This window comes from Gelidibacter maritimus (assembly GCF_014062315.1).
GTDB lineage: Bacteria > Bacteroidota > Bacteroidia > Flavobacteriales > Flavobacteriaceae > Gelidibacter > Gelidibacter maritimus.
This window is the reverse complement of sequence record NZ_JACGLT010000025.1, coordinates 22,972-45,469: the sequence shown is the minus strand read 5'-3', so window position 1 is coordinate 45,469 and position 22,498 is coordinate 22,972. Positions and strand designations below refer to the sequence as shown.

Genomic DNA, 22,498 nt, shown 5'->3' with positions numbered 1-22,498 from the left:
GGCAGAACCATTTTGATCCGTTGCAAAAACGGGATCGAGATCGAAATCCCAGTATAGATGTTCGCACTTGGTACTTCGCACCGGTTCCAACTCTACAGCCTCCCCACCGATATGCGAAAAAGCTTCGATAGCCTGAGTGGACTTGTCATCAACGATCTGGACCAGAGCCCCGATGACGGTACGGTATATATCTTTATCAACAAGGTCCGCAACAAGGCAAAGTTGTTGCACTGGCAATCGGGAGGGTTTATGCTGTACTACAAAAGGCTGGAATCCGGTACTTTTGAACTTCCCGATTACGATGGATCAGTCGGCAGTCTACGGCTGGATTACGCTCAATTGGTCCTGCTCATCGATGGGATCTCCATTACCAATATAACCAGGAGAAAACGTTACAAAAAAACGTGATATTAGGTTGTTTTTTAACAGGGCAATTTTTATCTTAGCCCTGCTATGACCTATCAAGAGCTGCTTGTCGAGAACCGGGACCTTCAAAAAAAGGAGAAGGCCTCCACGGCCAGAATAGTTTCCTTGGAACATCAACTGGCACAGCTCTACAAACTCATAAGTGGATTCAAATCCGAGAGTTTCATATCCCAAGCTGTGGTCGACCAGTTATCGCTCTTTTCAGGGGATGATTCCCCAGAAACCGTAGAAGAGACCCCGCAAGAGACCATTACCTATTCCAGGGACAAGAAAAAACACAATGGGCGCAATGCACTGCCCGAACATCTGCCGGTCAGGGAAATCACCATCGAGCCCGAAGAGGATACCACGGGACTGAAGAAGATCGGGGAAGAGGTCACCGAAACCTTGGAATACACTCCCGCAAGCCTTATCAAAAGAAGGACGATCCGGCCCAAGTATGCCAAAGCGGATGGAGAGGGCGTACTGATCGCGGCACTTCCTACCCGTCCCATCGACAAATCGATAGCCGAGGCCTGTTTACTGGCACACATCCTGGTGGGCAAATATATCGATCACCTTCCGTTCTACCGGCAGATCCAAATGTTCAAACGGGACTTTGGATGGGAACCCGCACAGAGCACCATGAGCGACTGGATGGCCAGTTGTTGCCAGCTGCTGGAACCGCTCTACAATACACTGAAACAAAAAATACTGGCCTCCGATTATATCCAGGCCGATGAGAGTCCGATCAAGGTGTTGGATTCCGATAAAAAAGGCAGTACACATCAGGGATATCAATGGGTCTATCACGATCCCGTTCAAAAATTGGTGCTTTTCAATTACCGAAAAGGCCGTGGACAGCACGGCCCCAAAGAATTGCTTGCGGGCTATAGTGGGTATCTGCAATGCGATGGCTATACCGTGTACGATAAAATAGGTACCGACCCCAAGATCGCACTTGCCGGATGTCTGGTACATGCCAGGCGCAAGTTCCACGACGCGCTGGACAGTGATAAAAAACAAGCGGAAAAAGCATTGGCCATCTTTAGGGATATCTATTTGGAAGAACGTAAGATCAAAGAGGAGGCCCAAGATGATCTTGAAGCCCGAAAAAGACAACGAGACATAAGGATCAAGCCGCTATTGGTACAGATCAAAACGTGGATCGAAGGGCAACAATTCAGAGTGCTGCCGCAAAGTCCCATCGGCAAGGCGATGACCTACTTCATCAATCAATACCCAAAACTGGAGGCCATATTTGAGGATGGACGCATCGAACTTGACAATAACCTGATCGAAAATGCCATCCGCCCCATGGCCATAGGCAGAAAGAACTTCCTTTTCTGTGGATCACATAAAGCGGCACAAAATGCCGCCATGCTCTATTCTTTCTTCGGTAGCTGCAAGATGCAGGGCGTCAATCCCCGGGAATGGCTAAAGGAGACCCTCGGGCGGATCCCAGATCATAGCATACAAAAACTCGAAGAACTCCTGCCCGGATACCAAAAACAGAACAGCATATGACCAAAGAACAGGTAAAGGAAAAGGAAAAACAATTATTGGAAATAACGGGGGCCTTCTGTGCGCAGAAACTCAATGATGAATACTTCGTACTCTGTGAAAAACTCATCAAAAAGATGGGTAGAAAAAGAGACGTCCCGTTCACAAGGGGAAAATTAGAGATATGGGCGGCAGCTGTGGTCCATGCCATAGGGTCGATAAATTTTTTGTTCGACAGATCCTTCGAGCCGTATATAAGTTCCAAAGAGATGAACGAATACTTCGGGACCAAGGGGGCTACGGTCTCGAGCAAGGCCCGGATCATAAAGGATATGTTCGATCTATGGTATTATAGCCCTGAATTTTCTACCGGTGCCATGCAGGAGAACAGCCCTTTTAACAACATGGTAATGGTCGATGGACTGATATTGCCCTTGGACAACCTTCCAGAACATATACAACAAATAGTGCTTCAAGCAAGGGCAGAAGGCAAGGATATTGAATTCACTACGAAATATGAAGACCAATAGCTAATGTAGTTGCTCGGACGGATACTCCCAAGTTTTATCCAAATTTGTAAAGAAATCCGAAGTTTCAATAGGTTTTCTTAATTCAGCTAAATTATTTTGGTATAATAAAGTTCTAGCCAATTGTTCTGGTGTTCCTTTTATTAAACCAACAATATTTTCTGGAAACTCTAATATTCTTTCGTTTGTTATAAGTCCACTATCGCTCAAAGAATTAATAGATGATAAAACTTCTTCTCTGCCGACATTACTATACCAAACCTCCCACCAAACATCTTGACCTACTGAAGGGAAATCAATTTCAGGTTCTTGCCAAAAACTTTCTAGAGTTGCTGCTCTAATGTTTTCAATGTTTGAAATTAAATTTTGATTACGTGGATTTCCACCAGAGGTGTCTTCGGTTAAATATTGTTCAATCTTGGTTAGAAAATTAGAAACAGCTCTTTTGTTTAAATAAACTGCAATTTTATATACAACTTGTTCCTGTCCATCAACATCGTTAGTAAATATGGCTTTACATGAAGCTAATCTAATGTTATCTCCAGCATCTTCAAACCTATCAAATGTTAGTTCAAAATTAACTGCTGATTCAAATTCAATATATACAAATTCATAATCAGCATCTCCTTCTGAAAATTCGGTAACAGCATTATTAAATGATTGTTGTATATGAGTTCCATGCTGTTGCCTATTTGATCTAGGTTTCAAATTGAAACCTCCACCTCCATGTGTACTATATGGAAATGAAGAAGTGTATCCATTTAAAAGAATATGATTTAAATCTGACATTTATTAGAAAGGCTTTTTTCTAGAATTTATTATTTCAGTCATAAATTCTAAATTAGAATTTTCCTCTCCGTAAATAAGAATATTTTTCAGGAAATCTTCACAAACACGTTTTAAGTCGGAAAAATTAAGTCCTATTGATTTTTTGGATAAATTTTGAAGTATATTACCTGAATCAGATAACTTTTCGTTTAATTCTCTTTTATAAAATTGATAAATTTGTTTTTCTGTAGGTAGTGGATAATTAATAATATCATCAAATCTTCTAAAAAGTGCTTCGTCAAGATTTTCTGGCATATTTGTAGCAGCAATAATTAAGCTATTTGACTCATCCTTTTCGATTTGTAAAAGAAAACTATTCAATACTCTTTTTATTTCCCCTACATCATTACCGTGATTTCTTGTTGTTCCTATACTATCAAATTCATCAAATAAATAAACAGCTCTAAACTCATTCATTGTATCAAAAACTAAACGAAGTTTAGCAATTGATTCTCCCATATATCTACTTATAAGACCATCAAGTCTAATAACAAATAAAGGTATTCCTAATTCATTTGATAACACCTTTGCAGTCATTGTTTTACCACAACCAGGTGGTCCAGTAAGAAGTAATTTCTTTCTTGGAAATAAGTTATGCTGTCTTAATTTTTCAATTTGCTTTTGCTCATCTAAAATTCTGATTATGATTTTTTTTAGTTTATCATTCAAGACCATATCTTTCAATTTGTCATTAGGTCTTGTAAATTCTAATAAATCATTTAACTCTTTTTGAGCAGCATTTACTGGTAAGTTTTTTAGACTTCCAACATCAAATTTAGACTTTTTAGAATCTTTAATTAACTTCTTTAGCTCTTCAGCTATTTCTTGACGACCCTTTCTTGCCTCTGCAGCAGCTATTTGCATTGCAGTAGCATAGAATCGAGAATCATCTCCATCACTAAAAGATTTAATTAGACTTTTTATTTGTTCTGCAGCTGCCATTTTATATTATCATACTATTCGCCGTAAAAATATACAAAAGTTTCATCAATTGATGATGTAATAGTGCAATTTAAAATTATAATTAATTAATAACTCCGTTCTACACTCATAACGGTTCTCTCCTACGTAATCTCGACTCCGCTCGATACAGGCTCGCATAAAAGTGTTTATTCGCTCCTCTCTTATTTAATAAATAAGAGCTCGTGAATCTCGAATAATTTTCGTTGACGCTGAGTAACCTAAAATGAATATTTAGTGAATAAAGCACAAGTCACATAACGCAGAACATTATAGAACACTATATAGGAATTTACACGTAATAGCGCCAAAAAGGCGCTATTTCATATAATATCATGTAGTTATTAACACCTGAGTGTTTAACATCGTAAATGATTATATACAAGTAAATTGCGGCTTTTATATAAATCAGGAACCGTGAGATTTTAAAACCTACAGATGGGAAGAATTCACGCCGTAGCGTCCAAACCCACCGTCTTTAAAAATGCATTCGAAAATAACACCTGCATTTCAGGTGATAATAATTTTTGTCTTTGCGCAATCCATTCCGCTTTTTTACCAGAGAACATATGATTGACCAATCCTGGAAACTCCCAATCGGCACTTTTTCCCCAATGCATTGTAAATGAAATATTATTTGCTTTTAAGACCTGTATCATTCGTCTGGAATACTCCTCTAAACTCATAATACTTGCTGTTTTTTTCCAAAGCACCCCATCAATCTCAATCATACAGGTTATCGGGAATTTTGTAAAACCAAGCGTTGCCTTGGTCTGTTTTACAAATCGCAGGGCAAAGATGCCCGGGATTGGCCCTTCATCGCGGGTCAATTTTCCTAAAAGCTGCATTGCTTTTTCCGAATCTTGATGATGAATGCCAAAAGAACAGGCAAACGCTGGACCTTGATAAGGTGCATCCCAAAAGATTTCTTTCAGCATGCCCGTCGTTTCCTCATTGACCGTGGGCAGAATAGTGTCCTTCAAACGTTTCACCAACCACGGAATGCTTTTGGGCAAATTCTCGGCAAGCTTTACAAAGAGATGGATTAAATCGCGATACAGTGATTCTTTGATTACCGGAAAGGGATCTGGATATGGTTCTCTATAGGGTTTCTTGTACATGATCTCTACCACACAATCGGGTTCATCACTGTATTGATTGATAAATACTTTATAATGATAAGGCCGGTTGCTCTTTCCCTGCGCGTCGGTTTCGCCTGGGATCGTAAAACTGGAGTTTTTAAAATCCATGGTATTGGCCAGCTCGAAAGCCACGCTTTTGCTGATTTTTTTCACATAACGCTTGATAAGATACACCGGCTCTGCCTCTACCACGATCCCGTGGATAAATCCAAAACTTCCCAGTCCGACCAAAGCAGCGTAAAACAAGTCGTCATCCCTGATCACTCGCGCGTTTAAGGTTTGAATGAACGCATCACTTAATGCGGGTTTGGATTTCGGTTCGAGATAGACATTGTCATTGGGATTTGGACCTATGATCAAATTGAGCCCGACCACATAATCTTGTACGGATCCTGAATCGAGAGCAGAACCATGAACGCCAGTCGATACACATCCGGCAAGCGTCTGTCCGTTACTCGCTCCGGTTGTTTTGAGCGATTTGCCATTTTCTGCCAAGGTTTCAGAGACCTCTTTAATGGTGTTGCCACATTCAAATAAAAACAGGTTTGTCGGATCGTAGGTGTTTTGCGGATGACAATCGTTCGCACGGATGGGCATTGAAAGATTCATAAAGCCATTAAAATGCATGCGGTCCTTATGACTGGCAATATTATTCATGGACCAAGCCGAACCGTAGGCACGGAAACCCTCGCCAGCTTGATGACTGTCCCTGATGAGATTCTGAATTTCTTTGGCAACATCATTATAACGGTCCAACTTTTTCGGCATCACGCGCTCGCCTTCCAATTTCGTCTGATACAATAACTTTAAAGGAAAAGGCCCGTTGTTATGTAAAGTGTCCCACTCTGTTAATAGCTTTGATTTTGTATTTGCCATAATCCTCTATTTTAGGGTTTTTCACATACATATTTGATTTTTACTTTACGCTTTCTACCAAAAGTGATGGTGTTAAGTAAAATTCCTCCAAATGTATTGCGATACTCTATGATGTTTATTTTTCCCGATTCACAAGCTTCTTTTTCCTTAATGAGGTAAGTAAAATCTTTGGAGGTCAATTTGATGCCAATCGTCGTGTCCAATTCTACAACTGCCATCCCGCGGTAGTAGTCATCTCGGTCTGAAAATGGATCGGGTTGTGGCGTGCCATTGACATTCCGAAGTCTAACCGTATAACAAGAAGTAAGTAAACAAACAATCAGGAGCAATAAGATATATTTGATAGGTTTCATAGTGCATGTATTAATGTTTATGTTCAGAATTATAGACCGCGGGAAGGTCTTAATTCGATACTTCTTTTGCTAAGATTCAATATGTAGGGAATGCTTAACTTTTCCTCCAAGAATCTCTGACGACCTTTGATAGCTGATGAATACCAGATGTACCTCCCGACAGGATAGCGGCCGTAAAAATAATATCGTAATAGGATAATATTTTATGGTTTAATAACATATTTGAATCCTCTGGCATAATGATAAAATCGGTAAGAGTGGTAATTCCTGTGATAGCTAAAATAAGACCAACACCAAAAGCAATCATCCTGACGCGTTTTGAACGTTCTCCATCGATTCTTTCAATTTCATTTGCGGCAACTTCTTTGGATTTGATAGATTCAGATAAATTAGAATTGATTTTCATTAGATCAATGGTTGGGTCTTGCTCTTTATTTAGTTTTGCGTAAAACAATTGCTTTTTGACCATCTCTTGTTCTTCCTTAAGATGGGTCATCCTTATTTCCGCAGCTTGCCGTAGTTCTACTGTAGAAGGTTCTGGCGGAAAAAACAGGGCAATAAACTGATCAAGTAGGGCGCCCACGATAAGAAGTTTGGCAAATAATCCTCCTAAAACATCCAAAGGCTTATCTGTCCAAAGTAATTCTGGCATCACTCCCTTATAGCCTAAAATGAATACGATAGTAACTACAATTAAAATTAGAAGCAACCACCAATATGCTTTGAATACTTTCATAATATTTGATTTCAGCGGGTTTATTATGTAGGCCTATTAGATGCTTGAGCATAAGCTTATGCTACGCTAATAATCTGGGTAAAAAACAAAGTTGCTATTAATATGTTTTGAAAAGGGGAGAATTAATCACTGACTATTAAGCGATTATGTAAATATATGAAAAAATCCTGTATGAATTACGCTTCAGATTACTCACCGTTTAAATTTCTATCAAAACAATGACGGGAACTTTCAAATTTTGGGTTATTAATGAATCATAATTAGTAAAATGTAGATTATCTTTTTAAAGAAAAATGACCGCTCTTAACAACGCCATCCTCAAAAACAACCTTAAACCAATAGTCATCTGATGGTAAATTTTCACCCCTATAAGTGCCATCCCAATCAGCTTTTCCTGAAGTTCTTATCTGCTTTAATAGTTTACCATACCGATCATGGATATAAAGATCATAAACTCTTGTGGTGCTTCCTTTTAATGTCCAAACATCATGGAAACCATCATTGTTGGGCGTAAAGAATTTCGGAAAATCTAAAATGGTTACTGCTTCTTGTAAAATTCCACAGCCATTAATTTCTCGAACATAAATGGTGTAATCACCACCACTTAAATGATCAAAAATAGGGCTGTTTTGATATTGTAACCCGTCCAATGAATATTGATAGTCTGCGTTAGAATTCACAATAATTTCCAGCGAATTATTCCCGCTAAATTCTTTAATTTTAATGTCATAATCACTTATGGGGGTGAAATTAATGACGTCAACCATAACTTTTGATATGACCACGCCACAACCATTGGCCACAGCGTAAGTGTACGCGCCTCCAGTATCTATTTTAGGATCAAAAACTCCTGTTCCGCTTGATAATGAAGGACTCCACACACCTCCGGTATCGGGAGTTCCAGACAAAATAGCGAATAAATCTACGGAATTACCATTCCTACAAATCTCTAAACGCCCGTCTTCTCCCGCATTGGATAGTGCATCAACCAGAACATTAACTTTAGCTGCAGATGTACCACAAACACCGTTAGTGACCGTGTAGAAATAAACTCCCGAAGCATCCACTGAAGGATTAAATACGCCTGTGCCACTTGACAGCGTTGGCGACCAAACGCCACCCATGTCAGGGGAACCTCCTAAACTATCAAACAAATTCACAGAACTGCTATTCATACAAAGATCAAGTGTTCCATTTTGTCCTGCATTTGGCAGCGTATTAACAGCAACTGAAACTTCAGAGGTGACCGATCCACAAACTCCGCCCGACAAAGTATAGGTGTAAATCCCTGCCCTGTCCTTAGATGGATCAAACACACCTGTTCCACTTGCTAATTGGGGTGTCCAAATGCCTCCAATATCAGGAGTGCCCATGAGCCTATTAAACAAGTCCACAGAGTTGTCAGCGATACAAATATCCAGACTACCGTTTTCTCCAGCATCTGGAAATACATCAACTGCAACAGTTATTTTTGAGGTAGCTGTACCACATGAATTGGTAACTGTATAAGTATAAATACCCGCAGCATCAAAAGCGGGATTGAATAGTCCATTCCCGTCCGTCAAATTTGGTTTCCAGACGCCACCTTTATCTGGAGTACCTAATAAGCTTTCAAACAAATCAACCGATGTTATGTTCGAACAAACAGTTAAGTTTTCGTCTCCTCCTGCATTTGGTACATTATCAATTGTAACTGTAACCTCTGAAGATTCTGAAGTCCCAACTCCTGTAGTAATGGTATATGTATAAACTCCAGCGTGATCTACCAATGGATTGAAGAGCCCATTACCACTCAATAAAACGGGTGTCCATACACCTCCTAAATCTGGCGCTCCAGTTAAACTGTCGAATAAATCAACAGGACTACTAGTCAGACAAATAGCTAAGCGTCCGTCTCCTCCAGCTGGAGAACATTCTGCCCTGACCTCTTGTTCACTACTACATGCTGAAGGGTTATTAGCAATATAGATTTCACCAGATACCGTGCCGTTGGACAGCAAATTGCAAATCGCAGTACAGTCTGACAAAGAATCATTCCACCTTATTGAAACGCCAGTTCCACCAATAACACCCACGGTAAATAGATTCTCCAAACCTTTCAAATTTTCGATAGATACATTGTACGCTATGTTAATTCCTGAAGTTTCAACTAAGTTCTTGAACCCAATGAGACTTTTTAATACAGGGTTACTTGTGATACTAAATTGGCCGTTTATTTTATTAAGATTTGCAAAACCTGTTATTATGACAAGCTCAGAATTTTGGCTAAAATTTAGATACCAATCAAGCGATTGCAAATTATTAAATCCAACTATATCGACTAACTTTGAATTACTGATTTCTAAACGCCCAGAGATGGTCATCAGGCTGTTAAATATTGGGATTTCAACTAATAATGAGTTTGCCCTGAAGATTAGTGATCCTACTTTTTGCAGATTGGTAAATCCTTTCACACGAAGTAAATTTCTATTATTCGTAACCTGCATTTCTAATCCCATTTCAATCAATGCGTTGAACCCATCTATTCCAATAAGAGCATGATTATCCACAATAGTGAGAGCTCCTGTCATAGATGAAGCATCATGGCCGGCGCCAATTTTCATGAGTTTATTAAACCCATTTAATCTTTGCATTTTATCTGCTCTTCTTATCAGAAACCAACCACCTACAGTTATCAGGTTATCAAAGGCAGCTATCATTTCGAGAGAATGATTTTCAGATATTTGAAAATTACCTCCAATTTTTTCTAAACTATTAAATCCTGTAATGGTTTTTAAACTTGTGTAATTTTGTGTTATTAAAAAATCACCATTAACAGTATGTAATTTATTGATGCCTTCAATAGTCTCTATAACATCATTATGGTCAATTTTAAAATTACCACCAACAAATTCTAAATTGCTGAAATTTGCAATACTCGTCATTTTAGAATCAATAATTAAAGAACCTTCAATTCGCTTTATTGCTGTGATTCCAGAGATATCAATTGCTGAATCTCCCATAATAATTAATGATCCATTGATAACTTCACAAGTTCCAAAACTTGATATATAATTATCAACATCATTTTGATTAATTAAACGAACATCTCCAACCGGACATTGGGCATATATAAAACATGGTATTAAATAAAAAAATAATCGAATAACTATTTTTGGCATACTATTGATTTGGGAAAGTAAATATATCATTTATTATAAGAATAATTAACTAATTTTCATACGCTTCCTATTTAGGTTATTGACTTGTAGGTTTGTCATTATATATATTTTATAATCAACATACGACAGGGTTTATCCATGTAAAACCTTAATTTTGCATATATTAATATGTAATCAAATACCCGAGAAATGATCATCCCTAAACTACATTATATCTCTCAAGGCAATACTCCAAAAGAGCATTTGGAAAACATCCAAAAAGCCTGTTCATCGGGTGCTGAATTGGTACAATTGCGATTAAAGAATATCTCCGAAAAGAAACATTTGAAATGGGCTCAGGAGGCTCGGGTAATCGCCTCTCATTTTCAAACCCGATTAATCATCAACGACCACTATAAAATAGCCAAAACCATTAAAGCCGATGGCGTTCATTTAGGAAGCTCCGACGTCTGCCCTACTATTGCCAGAACGCATTTATACACTTGGCAAATGATTGGCGGCTCGGCATATCGATTGGAAGATTGTGAAACATTAATAGGTAAAGACGTTGATTATATCAGTTTGGGCCCCTTCCGATTTACATCTACCAAAGAAAATACTCCTCCAGTTTTAGGTCTCAATGGCTATGCCGCCATTATGGACGTCCTAAAAACTGAAACTCCAGTGCTTGCCGTTGGTGGCATCACCACAGCAGATGTTAATGACCTCTTGGCTACCGGTATTTCTGGCCTTGCGGTATCTGAAGCGATCACCCGCGATTTTAATTCGATCAAACTGTTCCATGAACTACTGAATGCGTCGTCCACGGCAGAGAAACGACATAAGTTTGAATAGTATTAAGTATCGAGTATTAAGTATTAAGAGTGCTCTGTTTTTGGACCGTCTTAATTAATGGTTTGTCGATGGTTTTCTTTGTTCTGAACGAATATATCACTCCCGCTGCGACGCCTCAATCATCTGCTCCAAAAGTTGGGCAGCGTGCGATAAGTCGGTAAGTTTTGCCAATTGCGATTGCACCGATTGGCTTCGTTGATAAATTTTTCGTTGGAGATCGGGATCTTTGAGTGCATATTCGATGCGGTTCAATTCATCCATGCGCATTTCCAAAGCAATGATGTTGAACATTTTCTTATGCTGTTCAAAACTGAGATTGGGATGTTGCCCATTGATCTCTAAAATCCGGGAATAGTATTCTGTAAAGTTCATGAGACAAAGCTACTCATATATGTAGCAAGTCCTTGCTAAGGATTGTAGCAAGTGTGAAATTTCAAGAAATATAGATCGGATTTTAAACAAGGTATATTACGACTTAACCTCCCACTACCCTGCTCTGCGCATAGGTTCTTGATATCTACTGAGCTATTGGATGACCTATAAATATACTGGGTTGGGATTTTTATTCATTGTCCTTGTCCTTCCTTTGTTGTTTTCTATAGGCAAAGTAAAAGATGATCAATAAAATGGGGGCAATTATATAGACAATGACCTCAAAAGGACTTGAGAAATCGAGAGTACTCGAATCGCCCGGATTTGGGGTACTTGATGGAATTTGGATCAATAATGGATAAAGTATGTTTAACATTGTTTTATTATAAATGATGAGTTACTAATTTACGAAATTAATAGCGAAGCGCCTTCAATAATAGAATCTAAAAACTGAATGCTGTTCAGGTCAAACCTTTCAAACGGTAGCCTAATAGATTGTCTTTTGATGTCGCCCCTATGGGGCTTGTTAATTTGTGCGATTTTTTATTACAAAGATAACATCCCTACGGGATTATTTCCAGCTCCAGAGAATCTTCATCTTTGTAGAAATAGGTGAAAACATGGGATAGGGTTCCATTGGAACGACATCTAACCTCCCAAAATAGAAAACGATCATTGACAGAATAGCATTCCATTTCCATTAAACATAGATTCATAAATTTTGTTCATTTTCCGAAAGAATGCTATACCTATTTAATGGCTAAACCTCTCTTCGCAACACTTCCAACGGCGAACTTTTTAGTACGGTACGAATATTGCTCAAGCCAATGGCCAAAACCAGCAATGTGATCCCCGGAAGGAATACCACAAAAGGAATCAACGAGGGCGCAAAAGGTTCTTTAAATACAAAGAAAGCCAAGCACAAACTGCTCACCAAGGCCAATAAAATCCCGACCAGACTTCCCAACAATCCCAAAAACACATATTCAAAGGCTGAGATTTGTAAGATCTGTGAGTTTTTGGCCCCTAATGTCCGTAGTAAGACACTTTCCTTGATTCGCTGATATTTACTGGTCCTTACTGAGCCAATCAAGACAATAATACCAGTAAGGATACTGAAAAATGCCATAAAATTGATGACCCAAGAGACTTTATCCAAGATATCTTCTACAAGTGTAAATACTTGTCGTAAATCGATAATGGACAAATTGGGGAATTTAGACACCAGATCGCGCTGTAATGCTGCTGAACTCGATTCGTCCTTGACCGTGGTAGTCAACACGTTGAATTGTGGCGCATCCTCGAGCACGCCTGCCGGAAACACAATGGTAAAATTGAGCTGCATTTGCGCCCAATCCACTTTACGGATACTACCTACGGTGGTTTCCATAAGCACGCCTTGCACATTGAATACAATCGTATCGCCTACAGTAACCTTTGCATCTTCCGAGAGGTTATCTGAAATGGAGATGACCACCGGTTCATCTGGTTGTAATCTCGGTATCCAATTGCCTTCCTGCAATTCTTCAGAAGCGGTCAGCGTATCGCGATAGGTGGTTCTAAATTCGTGATTCAAAATCCAGTTACGAACTTGGTTTGTGGTGTCCTGACGGATATCGTTCACCAATCGGCCTTTAATACTGTGCATTCGCATGGTGACCATCGGAATATTATTGACCACGGGCAAATCTTTGGTGACAATGCTTTGGGCTACGGCCTCACGCTGTTCTGTTTGCACATCCAGGATGATGATATTGGCGTTTTCAGAGGTCTGCCCTACTTCTGTTTTCGCTAGTAAAATGTCTTTGGTAAAATACAGCGTGCTGATTAAAAAAGTCCCCAAACCTATAGCCACTACCAAGACAACGGTTTGGTTGTTTGGTCGGAATAGATTGAGCAAGCTTTGGCGTGCCGTAAAGCCCCAACGCTTTGGGAAAAACCGTTTAATGGTTTTGATAAAGAGCGCCGCAATTCCCGCCAAAACCGCAAAGGTGATGAGCGTCGCGCCTACAAACGCCAAAGCATAGAGCCAATTTTGGATAAGCCAAAGCGAGAACAAAAATAGAAACACCATAATGGCCATAAATACAATCACCCGTACTTTCATGGGTTCTTGAACGGCTTCCTCATCTACGCGCAACACTTCCAAGGGCGACACGTACCAGGTGCGCAACAAAGGTAAGAGCGCAAATAGCACCGACATAAACAGACCTAAAAACACGCCGATGACAATTGGTTGGGCCGAAATACTAATGTCCAACGCAAACGGTAAAAAATCTTTTAAAAGATACGGAAATAGACCTTGTAACCCAACGCCAATGAGCGATCCGATAAGGCCGCCAACAATCCCAATCCCTGCAATTTGAATGAGGAAGATCACGAAGCTTTGGAGTCGGGACGCACCCATACATTTAAGAACCGCAATGGCCCTTAGCTTTTCTTTGATATAAATATGCACGGAACTCGCAATTCCAATACAACCCAATAACAAAGCGATAAACGCGGCCAAGTTCAAGAACTTGCCCACATTGTCATAACGTCGGCCCAAGCGTTTAGTGCTGCTGATATGGGTGCTTAAGTCGGCATTTTCCTCTTCGAGTTTTGGTTCCAATTGGTCTTTGAGTTGGACTAAATCTAAAGTATCTGAAGTTTTGTAGAAATACTGGTATTCCTTCCGGCTCCCAAACTGCAACAGTTGGGTGGCTTCAACAAAACGGTACGGAATGATGACCGGTGGGGCTACGGAGGTGGAAATGGCTGAGCTCCCCGGAATTGAATTTAAGGCACCTGCAATAGGCAATGTGAGTTCGCCTACTTTGATGGAATCGCCAGGCTGCACATCAAATTGCAGCATCAATGTAGCATCAACCAAAGCACCATCTGATTCTTGATAAGTATCTGCAGCAGAGGCAGGTTGTGTTTCTATTTTTCCGTAAAAAGGAAAGCCGCCTTCCATGCCACGTACCTGCACCAACTTGGTGCCACCATTCTTGGGAAAGGCAATCATGGATACAAACTTGACTTCGGAAGCCTTAGGATTTAACGAGTCGATAATCGCTTGGGCACGCGCTGTGGGCTCCTGTCTGGAATCGATAATAAAATCGGCACCCATCAAGACTTTGGATTGACTTTGTATATTGTCTTTCAGATTCGTACTGAACAATTGAATGGATACCACGGCTGCAATCCCCAGGATAATAGACGCCATAAATAGGAACAAACGCACTTTGCTGGCTTTGGCATCACGCCAGGCCATTTTAAAAAGCCAAAAGGTCTGTAGGTTGGTTTTTAATGGAGAGTCGTTCACAGTACGGGAGTCAATTGATTGGTTACTATTTTTCCGCCTTTAAGACGTAAGATTTGTTGGGTGCGATTCGCTAATTCCAGATCGTGGGTAATGATAACCAAGGTGGTGCCATTTTCTTTATTGAGATCGAATAGCAACTTGATCACCTTTTCACCAGTGTCGTCATCTAAATTACCGGTAGGTTCATCGGCAAATAATATGGAGGGTGCATTGGCAAAGGCTCGCGCTAAGGCCACCCGTTGCTGCTCGCCACCAGAAAGTTGCGACGGATAATGGTGCACCCGATCGCCCAGACCTACTTTTTCCAACAACACTTTACTCTTTTTGACCGCGTCCTTATTGCCCTGCAATTCTAAGGGTACACTCACATTTTCGAGGGCCGTAAGTGTTGGCAACAATTGGAAATTCTGAAAAATAAAACCGACTTCCTTGTTGCGCAACTGTGCGCGTTGGTCTTCGTTTAAATCATTTAAATCCTGACCACAGAGTTCCACACGCCCTGCATTGGGCTGATCCAAGCCCGCGCATAAGCCGAGTAAGGTGGTCTTCCCACTTCCGGAGGGACCAACAATAGAAAAGGTTTGGCCCTTCTCCACCTCAAAAGAGATGTCGTGCAAGACCGTTAATTGTTTGTTACCACTGGTATATGTCTTTTCCAACCCGGTAATCTTTAATATCTTTGGCATATAAATTTTAATTTAAATAGCGACTTATGTCCAAGGCTCAAAATAAACAAATGCATTCAATTCTACCAACCGCAATCGCTCACAAACTCATAAAGTTTTGTTATTTTATTCTGCCATTACTGCTATTATCCTGTGGCGATGGTAAAACGGAAAAAACAACGGAGGCCCAAAGTAGTACCGAACAGACCGAAAACCTTGTGATCAACGAAAGTAAAAACAAAACGATTCTGTGTTTTGGTGACAGTATCACCGCGGGCTACGGATTGGACGATAGTAATGATGCCTACCCAGCACTGTTACAACAAAAGATTGATTCCTTGGATTTGAATTATACGGTAATCAATTCGGGCGTCAGTGGCGAAACTACGGCAGGCGGTAGAAGCCGAATTGATTGGGTGATTAAGCAAAATGTGGATCTGTTCATTCTGGAACTTGGCGCAAACGACGGATTGCGTGGGGTGGCCCTATCTGAAACGCGCGCCAATTTGCAAGCCATCATTGATGTGGTAAAAGATAAAAGTCCGCAAACCACCATCATTCTTGCAGGCATGGAATTGCCGCCCAATATGGGTCAGGACTACACCTCCGAGTTTCGTCAACTCTACGCCGACTTGGCAGAACAGAACAACTTGGAGTTTATACCATTTATTCTAAAGGATGTTGGTGGGATTGCTTCCTTAAATCAGAGCGACGGCATCCATCCCAATGTGGAGGGCCATAAGATATTGGCGAATACAGTTTGGGAGACTTTAGAACCCCTGGTAACTAATTAGATACATGTCGTTTAGAGGTATTCACTTAAACTATCAGTTGCTCAATATAACTAAGTGCAATAGTACTCAATCCAATGAAAACAATAATTCTAAATAGGTTTATGCCATAGCATATTAACCCCTAAACCTTCTTGTCTTTTCCAACATCAATGCCCATAACCAGTTTGATGATGGCAATTACCACTAACAAAACCAAAGCATAGTTCCAGATTTCCGTAAGATCATAAATCACCCCTACAATAAAAGGCCCGGTGGCGGCAATAAAATAACCAATAGATTGAACAATTCCTGAAAGTTCAGCTGCGGTTTCGGCATCTTTAGATCTTAACACGATTAGCAATAATGCCAAACCAAATGTACCACCAAGCACCATTCCAATCAAACCGACCCAAAGCTCAACCATCCCAATTCCTGGAATCATTAATCCAATCAATGCAATAACCTCAACAATAATTAAAGACACGATGACCAAACGTTGATCTTTTCGTGAACCAGCCCAAACAGGAATTACAATAGCGCCGATTATTCCAGTGGCTTGTGATAATGACAGCATCCACCCTGCATAAACATCATCATAACCTCGGTCAATAAGAATTGCGGGCAACCAAGCTAAAATCACATAAAACGCCAAAGATTGCAGGCCCATATAGAGAGCCATTTTCCAGACCAACGCCGAACCACTTAATTTTTTCATGGCTTCTTTAAAACTTCTACGAGGCGGTGTCCGATTAATACGTTTGAGGTTGGGGATCCAAATAATCATTGCCATGACCGCTAATACTGCCCATACGGCCAAGGAGCCCCGCCAACCTAAGTTGTGCGCAACGGCCAAAGGAACGCTTAATCCGGCTGCAAAGGCAGCGCCAAGTGACATAATACCGGAATACAGACTGGTAACAAATCCAGCTTTGTGATGAAAGTTTCTTTTTATCAATGCAGGAATCAATACATTTCCAAATGCAATGGCTATTCCCAATAAAATAGTGCCCAAATATAATTCGAATATACCGCCTATGGAACGAATGGTAATGCCAGCTGTTAGTAAAACTAAAGCCCCTAAGATGGTCTTTCCAATGCCGAAACGCTTAGTGAACAGCGGTGTAATTGTTGATACAAAACCAAATGCAATTAAAGGCAATGTGGTAAGCAAGCCCAGCAACGAATCTGAAAGACCAACATCTTGACGAATCATGTCGATTAATGGACCAATACTTGAAAGCGCCGGTCTTAAATTGATTGATACGAACAAAATGCCCACGAGCAATAGTGTTCGTGATGTTTTATTTAAGCCATTTTTATCCTGTGTGTCCATAAATATTTGCTCAGCAAAAGATTACAACTCATCTTAGAATCCAATGCCTTTTCTTAATTCAACACCCATTTATCCTTAAAGCATATTCCTATTAAAAAGACAGCAAAATTAGGCTTTTGTTTTTAGAAGAAGCGATGGATTGCATTGTTTATTCCCAGCAGTGGGTTTTAACAACCCAAGGCTTGTCTCCATCAATAAGACAATTCCTTCTTTATACTTCGTGAGCTTGCCTGCCCGTACCGTTCGGACGGAATCCGAGGGTTTTATTATGGAATTGAGTCTGAAGAGTATAATTCTGTCGCTATTAAAGCACCTGGATTTCAAATCTGATTTAACGAGACATCGGAGTGCGCAGATATTTCATCATTTAGATTGCTTATTCTATTTCGTATTTTACTTAATTTGTAACATATTTAGCAGACCTACCTTTACATATATGAACTTTACCGACTTTTTAAGTAGCATAGTTCCCTTTACAGACGGGGAATTGAAAGATATCGTTTCACATTTCAAGAAAGAAACAGTTTTAAAAAATCAAACGCTCGTCCGTCAAGGTGAGATTTGTAAAACCTTATATTTTGTTGAAAAAGGTATGGGCCGTAGTTATTACCTTAATGAAAGCGGCAAGGAAATTACCCAATGGTTTTTTGGAATTGGAAAATTCATGTCCAGTGTGGACAGCTTTTTTCAGCAAACGCCAAGTTTATATTACTTAGAGGTTTTGGAAGACACTGAGCTCTACTCTATTTCTAAATCTGATATTGATCAGTTGTTTGCCAAATATCACAAAATGGAAACCATGGGCCGACTGGTTGCCACCGAAATGCTCACCAAGATGGTCAACAAGCTCAACGCCATCCAATTCCAGACCGCCAGAGAACGCTACGATTATATGCTGGCAGAATTTCCAGATATCGCCTATCAAGTGCCCTTGGGACATATCGCTTCTTATTTGGGGATGACCCAAGAAACATTGAGCAGGATTAGAAAAGGATGAATTATTTTTTTAATCTCCCACAGACCCACCTGCCGGACGGGTAGGTCGCGCAGATATATGTGGAAACCGGTTTCAATTAATTATTAAGTGTCTTTCATTTAAAACTCCGTGCGCCTCCGTGTAGCCTCCGTGAAACTCTGTGTAACAACTGTTAATCTCCCGCAGATAACGCAGATATACGCAGAACGCTACTTCAATCAAATTATAACACGCCATTCATAACTCTGTGCAACTCCGCGTTGTCTCCATGAAACTCTGTGTAAGAACTGTAATCTCCCGCAGATGACGCAGATATACGCAGAACGCTACTTCAATCAAAGAATAACACGCTCCTTATAACTCTGTGCAGCTCCGCGTCGTCTCCGTGAATCTCTGTGCAACAACTGTTGATCTCCCGCAGATGACGCAGATATACGCAGAACGCTACTTCAATCAAATAATAACACGCGCTTCATAGCTCTGTGCAACTCCGCGTTGACTCCGTGAAACTCTGTGTAAGAACTGTTAATCTCCCGCAGATGACGCAGATATACGCAGAACGCTACTTTAATCAAATAATAACACGCTCCTCATAACTCTGTGCAACTCCGCGTTGACTCCGTGAAACTCTGTGTAACAACTATTAATCTCCCGCAGATGACGCAGATATACGCAGAACGCTACTTCAATCAAATAATAACACGCGCTTTATAACTCTGTGCAACTCCGCGTTGTCTCCGTGAAACTCTGTGTAAGAACTGTTAGTCTCCCGCAGATGACGCAGATATACGCAGAACGCTACTTCAATCAAATAATAACATGCGCTTTATAACTCTGTGCAACTCCGCGTCGTCTCCGTGAAACTCTGTGTAAGAACTGTTAATCTCCCGCAGATGACACAGATATACGCAGAACGCTACTTCAATCAAATAATAACACGCTCCTCATAACTCTGTGCAACTCTGCGTCGTCTCCGTGAAACTCTGTGTAAGAACTGTTAATCTCCCGCAGATGACGTAGATATACGCAGAACGCTACTTCAATCAAATAATAACACGCTCCTCATAACTCTGTGCAACTCTGCGTCGTCTCCGTGAAACTCTGTGTAAGAACTGTTAATCTCCCACAGATGACGCAGATATACGCAGAACGCTACTTCAATCAAATAATAACATGCTCCTCATAACTCTGTGCAACTCCGCGTCGTCTCCGTGAAACTCTGTGTAACAACTAATCCCTAACCCGCCCGTACCTCTCCAGTATTCATTCGTGGAAGGAAAGGAACGTTCGGGCAAGTCCCCCCTCAACCCTCCCCCATTATTTGACCTATGTCAAAGGAATTTTCTTAAAATTCACTCAACTTTGCCTTATATTTATAAAAACAATCAACAATGAACCAAAATACAATCGTCTTAAAGATGTTTCTGACGGTCTTCACACTGGCACTGCCGTTGGTCATCGCAGCACAGCAACTGGACCCTGTATTACAGGACTTGATCCATAAAGGGCTCAACAAGAATCATCAAATACAATCCAACCGAATTGATGCCGAACAAGCACAGATAGATCAGCAATTGGCAAAATCTGTTTTCTTACCTAAAATCACTTTTAATGGGAGCTTTGTCCGATTGGACGATGACATTACTTTTGATGATGACACCCAAACCTTATTGATCGCCACTCAAAAATTGGTCATTAAAGATGCTTTTGGTTTGCCGTTCAACTCGCCATTTCCCGATAATATCCCACTAGAAGATGTTCCAAACCTTCAAAACAAGAACATTCTAAAATCGTCCGTGGATTTGGATTGGGTGTTGTTTAGCGGATTTGAAGCCAGTAATGCCCTTAAGGCGAGTAAACATAAAGAAAGCTCCTTAAAGTATGTCGGACTTGCAGAAAGAGATAAAGTCGCCCTACAAATCATAGAGGCTTATGATAAATTGGCCCTTGTTCAAGCATCAAAAAAGGTATTGATTACTTCTGAAAAGTATTTAAACGAGCAGATTTTTTATGTTCATAAAGCCATTGAAAATGGTTTGACGACGCCACTCAGCCGAAAGAAATTAGAGCTTGCCCAACAGCAATTGGCAGCCAAACAACTGGAATTTGATCATAATAACATCATGTTGATTGAATTGCTCCATCAACTCACGGGAGAATCCAAAGCCAACTTAAAACTTTTGGAACCAGAATTACAGGCCTTTGCTAATACCGATGCAGCCAGTACAGAAAAACGGAACGAGGTAAAAGCCTTGGAAGAAGCTGAAAAAGCAACCCGTTACCAAGCTAAAATGGCAAAAAGCAATTTTATTCCGAAAGTTGCGGTAAAAGGACATTACGAATTTATTGAGGACGACTTATCGTTATTGGATCCGAAATGGTTTATTGGTGCCGGCATTAAATGGAATGTCTTTGATGGCAACCAATCTCGTTTAAAGAGTAAAAAAGCGAGCTTAGAAAGTGAACGCTATAGAGACCAAATTGAAGATGTAGAAGAAATGATTGCATTGAGTATCACCAAAGCCGAACTGAAGTATCAGTCGGCATTGCAAAACACCAAAATAGTTGAAAAGGAAATTGAATTGGCCAATGATACATATGAAATGGTCGATAAGCAATACCGAAACAATTTAGCATCTATCAATGATGTGCTTGACGCCTTAAACGATGTTGAAAAAGCCAATTTCAAATTACAGGAATCCTATTTTAACGAACGACGTGCTGTTGCTGAAATGCTTCATGCCAAAGGCGTACTCACTTATTAATCCAACACAATATCAAACCATGAAAACATATACACACATTTTTATTAGCTGTCTTGCAATCCTGACTTTAAACGCGTGTAAAAACGACCAGATCACTCCCAACCGAGGGAAAGTGAAATTTGAAACCATTTCAGTAAGTGGTAAAATTGCGGGTCGGATTGACAAGATATACGTCAAAGAAGGAGATCGGGTTAATAAGGGCGATACCCTTGCCCTGGTCAATATCCCTGAAGTTAATGCCAAGTTAATGCAGGCTGAAGGCGCCATTACTGCTGCCCAAGGTCAACTTAATTTAGCTTACAATGGTGCTACCACTGAGCAGCTCAATCAGATTGAGGGACAGTTAAATTCAGGAAAAGCGCAAATGGAGTTTGCTCAGGAATCCTACAACCGATTGCAAAACATGTATCAAGATTCGCTGGTAAGTCAACAACAGTTTGATGAGGTTAAAATGAAACTCCAAATGGCAAAAGCGCAAGTAGCTGCATTAGAAGCCAAACGCGACGAAATAAGAAAAGGGGCACGTTCCGAGCAGCTGGAACAAGCTCAGGGTCAATTGGACAGAGCCTTGGGAGCAAAGGAAGAGGTTTTATCTGCTTCTGAAGAGCAATATGTTATTGCTCCTGCCGACATGTCAATTGAAACCATTAGTTTGGAGGAGGGCGAATTGCTGACTCCAGGTTACGCCTTGTTTAACGGCTACAAAACCGACGGTATGTACTTCCGATTCACCATTCCTGAATCGCGGATTTATGATTATAAAGTAGGAAAGGAATTAACTTTGGTCAATCCTTACACCAAGGATGAAACACCCGCTAAAATCGTCGCCATCAAACAACTGGCGCAATATGCGGATATCACAAGTACATCACCTCTATATGAATTATCAGAATCTATTTATGAACTGAAAGTGGTACCAACTTCAGACACGGGCGATCAACAATTTTATGTCAACGCCACTATTCTTATAAAACAATAACTG

At 40.3% G+C, this 22,498-nt stretch carries 20 protein-coding genes; 8 read left to right on the top strand and 12 right to left on the bottom strand.

The features are described from left to right. A partial coding sequence (locus H3Z82_RS19675; RefSeq protein ID WP_235982424.1) for a hypothetical protein occupies positions 1–237 on the bottom strand: 237 nt, incomplete at its 3' end. Here H3Z82_RS19675 and tnpB point away from each other — a divergent pair. The 3 genes from tnpB to H3Z82_RS18735 are packed head-to-tail and all read left to right on the top strand — an operon-like array spanning position 133 to position 2,438. Next, entirely contained in the window at positions 133–408 is a 276-nt protein-coding gene (gene tnpB, locus H3Z82_RS19855; protein ID WP_394368104.1) for an IS66 family insertion sequence element accessory protein TnpB, read from the top strand. The genes H3Z82_RS19675 and tnpB overlap by 105 nt on opposite strands. Positions 409–453: 45 nt before the next feature. Next, positions 454–1,932, top strand: coding sequence for an IS66 family transposase (gene tnpC / locus H3Z82_RS18740; protein WP_182205184.1), 1,479 nt, complete (start codon positions 454–456; stop codon positions 1,930–1,932). Continuing rightward, on the top strand, positions 1,929–2,438 hold the full coding sequence (locus H3Z82_RS18735) for a DUF6398 domain-containing protein (protein WP_182205374.1): 510 nt from the start codon (positions 1,929–1,931) through the stop codon (positions 2,436–2,438). Before tnpC ends, H3Z82_RS18735 begins: the two co-directional genes overlap by 4 nt. Here H3Z82_RS18735 and H3Z82_RS18730 read toward each other — a convergent pair whose 3' ends face one another. The 6 genes from H3Z82_RS18730 to H3Z82_RS18705 all read right to left on the bottom strand — a co-directional run bounded on the left by H3Z82_RS18730 (position 2,439) and on the right by H3Z82_RS18705 (position 10,491). Continuing rightward, complete coding sequence (locus tag H3Z82_RS18730) at positions 2,439–3,224, bottom strand: hypothetical protein (protein WP_182207019.1); 786 nt, start codon at positions 3,222–3,224, stop codon at positions 2,439–2,441. A 3-nt stretch (positions 3,225–3,227) separates the two neighbouring features. Further along, a complete protein-coding gene (locus tag H3Z82_RS18725) occupies positions 3,228–4,205 on the bottom strand; it encodes an AAA family ATPase (protein ID WP_182207018.1) in 978 nt (325 codons plus the stop codon). A 467-nt stretch (positions 4,206–4,672) separates the two neighbouring features. Further along, positions 4,673–6,241 (bottom strand): FAD-linked oxidase, encoded by a 1,569-nt coding sequence (locus tag H3Z82_RS18720; RefSeq protein ID WP_182207017.1) that lies wholly within the window; start codon positions 6,239–6,241, stop codon positions 4,673–4,675. Between the two features lie 11 nt (positions 6,242–6,252). Beyond that, the gene (locus H3Z82_RS18715; RefSeq protein WP_182207016.1) at positions 6,253–6,594 is read right to left on the bottom strand and encodes a hypothetical protein; all 342 of its coding nucleotides are present in this window, start codon (positions 6,592–6,594) and stop codon (positions 6,253–6,255) included. Positions 6,595–6,688: 94 nt separating this feature from the next. Beyond that, a complete protein-coding gene (locus H3Z82_RS18710) occupies positions 6,689–7,330 on the bottom strand; it encodes a hypothetical protein (protein WP_182207015.1) in 642 nt (213 codons plus the stop codon). A 275-nt stretch (positions 7,331–7,605) separates the two neighbouring features. Further along, a complete protein-coding gene (locus H3Z82_RS18705) occupies positions 7,606–10,491 on the bottom strand; it encodes a T9SS type B sorting domain-containing protein (RefSeq protein WP_182207014.1) in 2,886 nt (961 codons plus the stop codon). Between the two features lie 189 nt (positions 10,492–10,680). Between H3Z82_RS18705 and H3Z82_RS18700 the strand changes: the two genes are divergently transcribed. Continuing rightward, on the top strand, positions 10,681–11,325 hold the full coding sequence (locus tag H3Z82_RS18700) for a thiamine phosphate synthase (protein WP_182207013.1): 645 nt from the start codon (positions 10,681–10,683) through the stop codon (positions 11,323–11,325). A 96-nt stretch (positions 11,326–11,421) separates the two neighbouring features. On the opposite strand, the gene H3Z82_RS18695 is transcribed toward H3Z82_RS18700, so the two are convergent. From H3Z82_RS18695 to H3Z82_RS18680, 4 genes are all read right to left on the bottom strand, one after another. After that, positions 11,422–11,697, bottom strand: coding sequence for a hypothetical protein (locus H3Z82_RS18695; protein WP_182207012.1), 276 nt, complete (start codon positions 11,695–11,697; stop codon positions 11,422–11,424). 190 nt (positions 11,698–11,887) lie between these two features. Then, entirely contained in the window at positions 11,888–12,073 is a 186-nt protein-coding gene (locus H3Z82_RS18690; protein ID WP_182207011.1) for an adenylosuccinate synthetase, read from the bottom strand. Between the two features lie 384 nt (positions 12,074–12,457). Next, positions 12,458–14,953 carry an ABC transporter permease gene (locus H3Z82_RS18685; RefSeq protein WP_182207022.1) on the bottom strand — a complete coding sequence of 832 codons (2,496 nt, stop codon included), beginning with the start codon at positions 14,951–14,953 and terminating at the stop codon, positions 12,458–12,460. Positions 14,954–15,000: 47 nt separating this feature from the next. Beyond that, on the bottom strand, positions 15,001–15,690 hold the full coding sequence (locus H3Z82_RS18680; protein WP_182207010.1) for an ABC transporter ATP-binding protein: 690 nt from the start codon (positions 15,688–15,690) through the stop codon (positions 15,001–15,003). Positions 15,691–15,716: 26 nt separating this feature from the next. Between H3Z82_RS18680 and H3Z82_RS18675 the strand changes: the two genes are divergently transcribed. After that, a complete protein-coding gene (locus H3Z82_RS18675; protein ID WP_182207009.1) occupies positions 15,717–16,463 on the top strand; it encodes an arylesterase in 747 nt (248 codons plus the stop codon). A gap of 121 nt (positions 16,464–16,584) precedes the next feature. Here H3Z82_RS18675 and H3Z82_RS18670 read toward each other — a convergent pair whose 3' ends face one another. Beyond that, positions 16,585–17,775 carry a CynX/NimT family MFS transporter gene (locus H3Z82_RS18670; RefSeq protein WP_182207008.1) on the bottom strand — a complete coding sequence of 397 codons (1,191 nt, stop codon included), beginning with the start codon at positions 17,773–17,775 and terminating at the stop codon, positions 16,585–16,587. A gap of 436 nt (positions 17,776–18,211) precedes the next feature. Here H3Z82_RS18670 and H3Z82_RS18665 point away from each other — a divergent pair, with 436 nt between their 5' ends. From H3Z82_RS18665 to H3Z82_RS18655, 3 genes are all read left to right on the top strand, one after another. Beyond that, complete coding sequence (locus H3Z82_RS18665) at positions 18,212–18,772, top strand: Crp/Fnr family transcriptional regulator (protein ID WP_182207007.1); 561 nt, start codon at positions 18,212–18,214, stop codon at positions 18,770–18,772. A 1,370-nt stretch (positions 18,773–20,142) separates the two neighbouring features. Then, positions 20,143–21,516 carry a TolC family protein gene (locus tag H3Z82_RS18660; protein WP_182207006.1) on the top strand — a complete coding sequence of 458 codons (1,374 nt, stop codon included), beginning with the start codon at positions 20,143–20,145 and terminating at the stop codon, positions 21,514–21,516. 19 nt (positions 21,517–21,535) lie between these two features. After that, on the top strand, positions 21,536–22,495 hold the full coding sequence (locus tag H3Z82_RS18655; RefSeq protein ID WP_182207005.1) for an HlyD family secretion protein: 960 nt from the start codon (positions 21,536–21,538) through the stop codon (positions 22,493–22,495). Positions 22,496–22,498 lie beyond the last annotated feature (3 nt).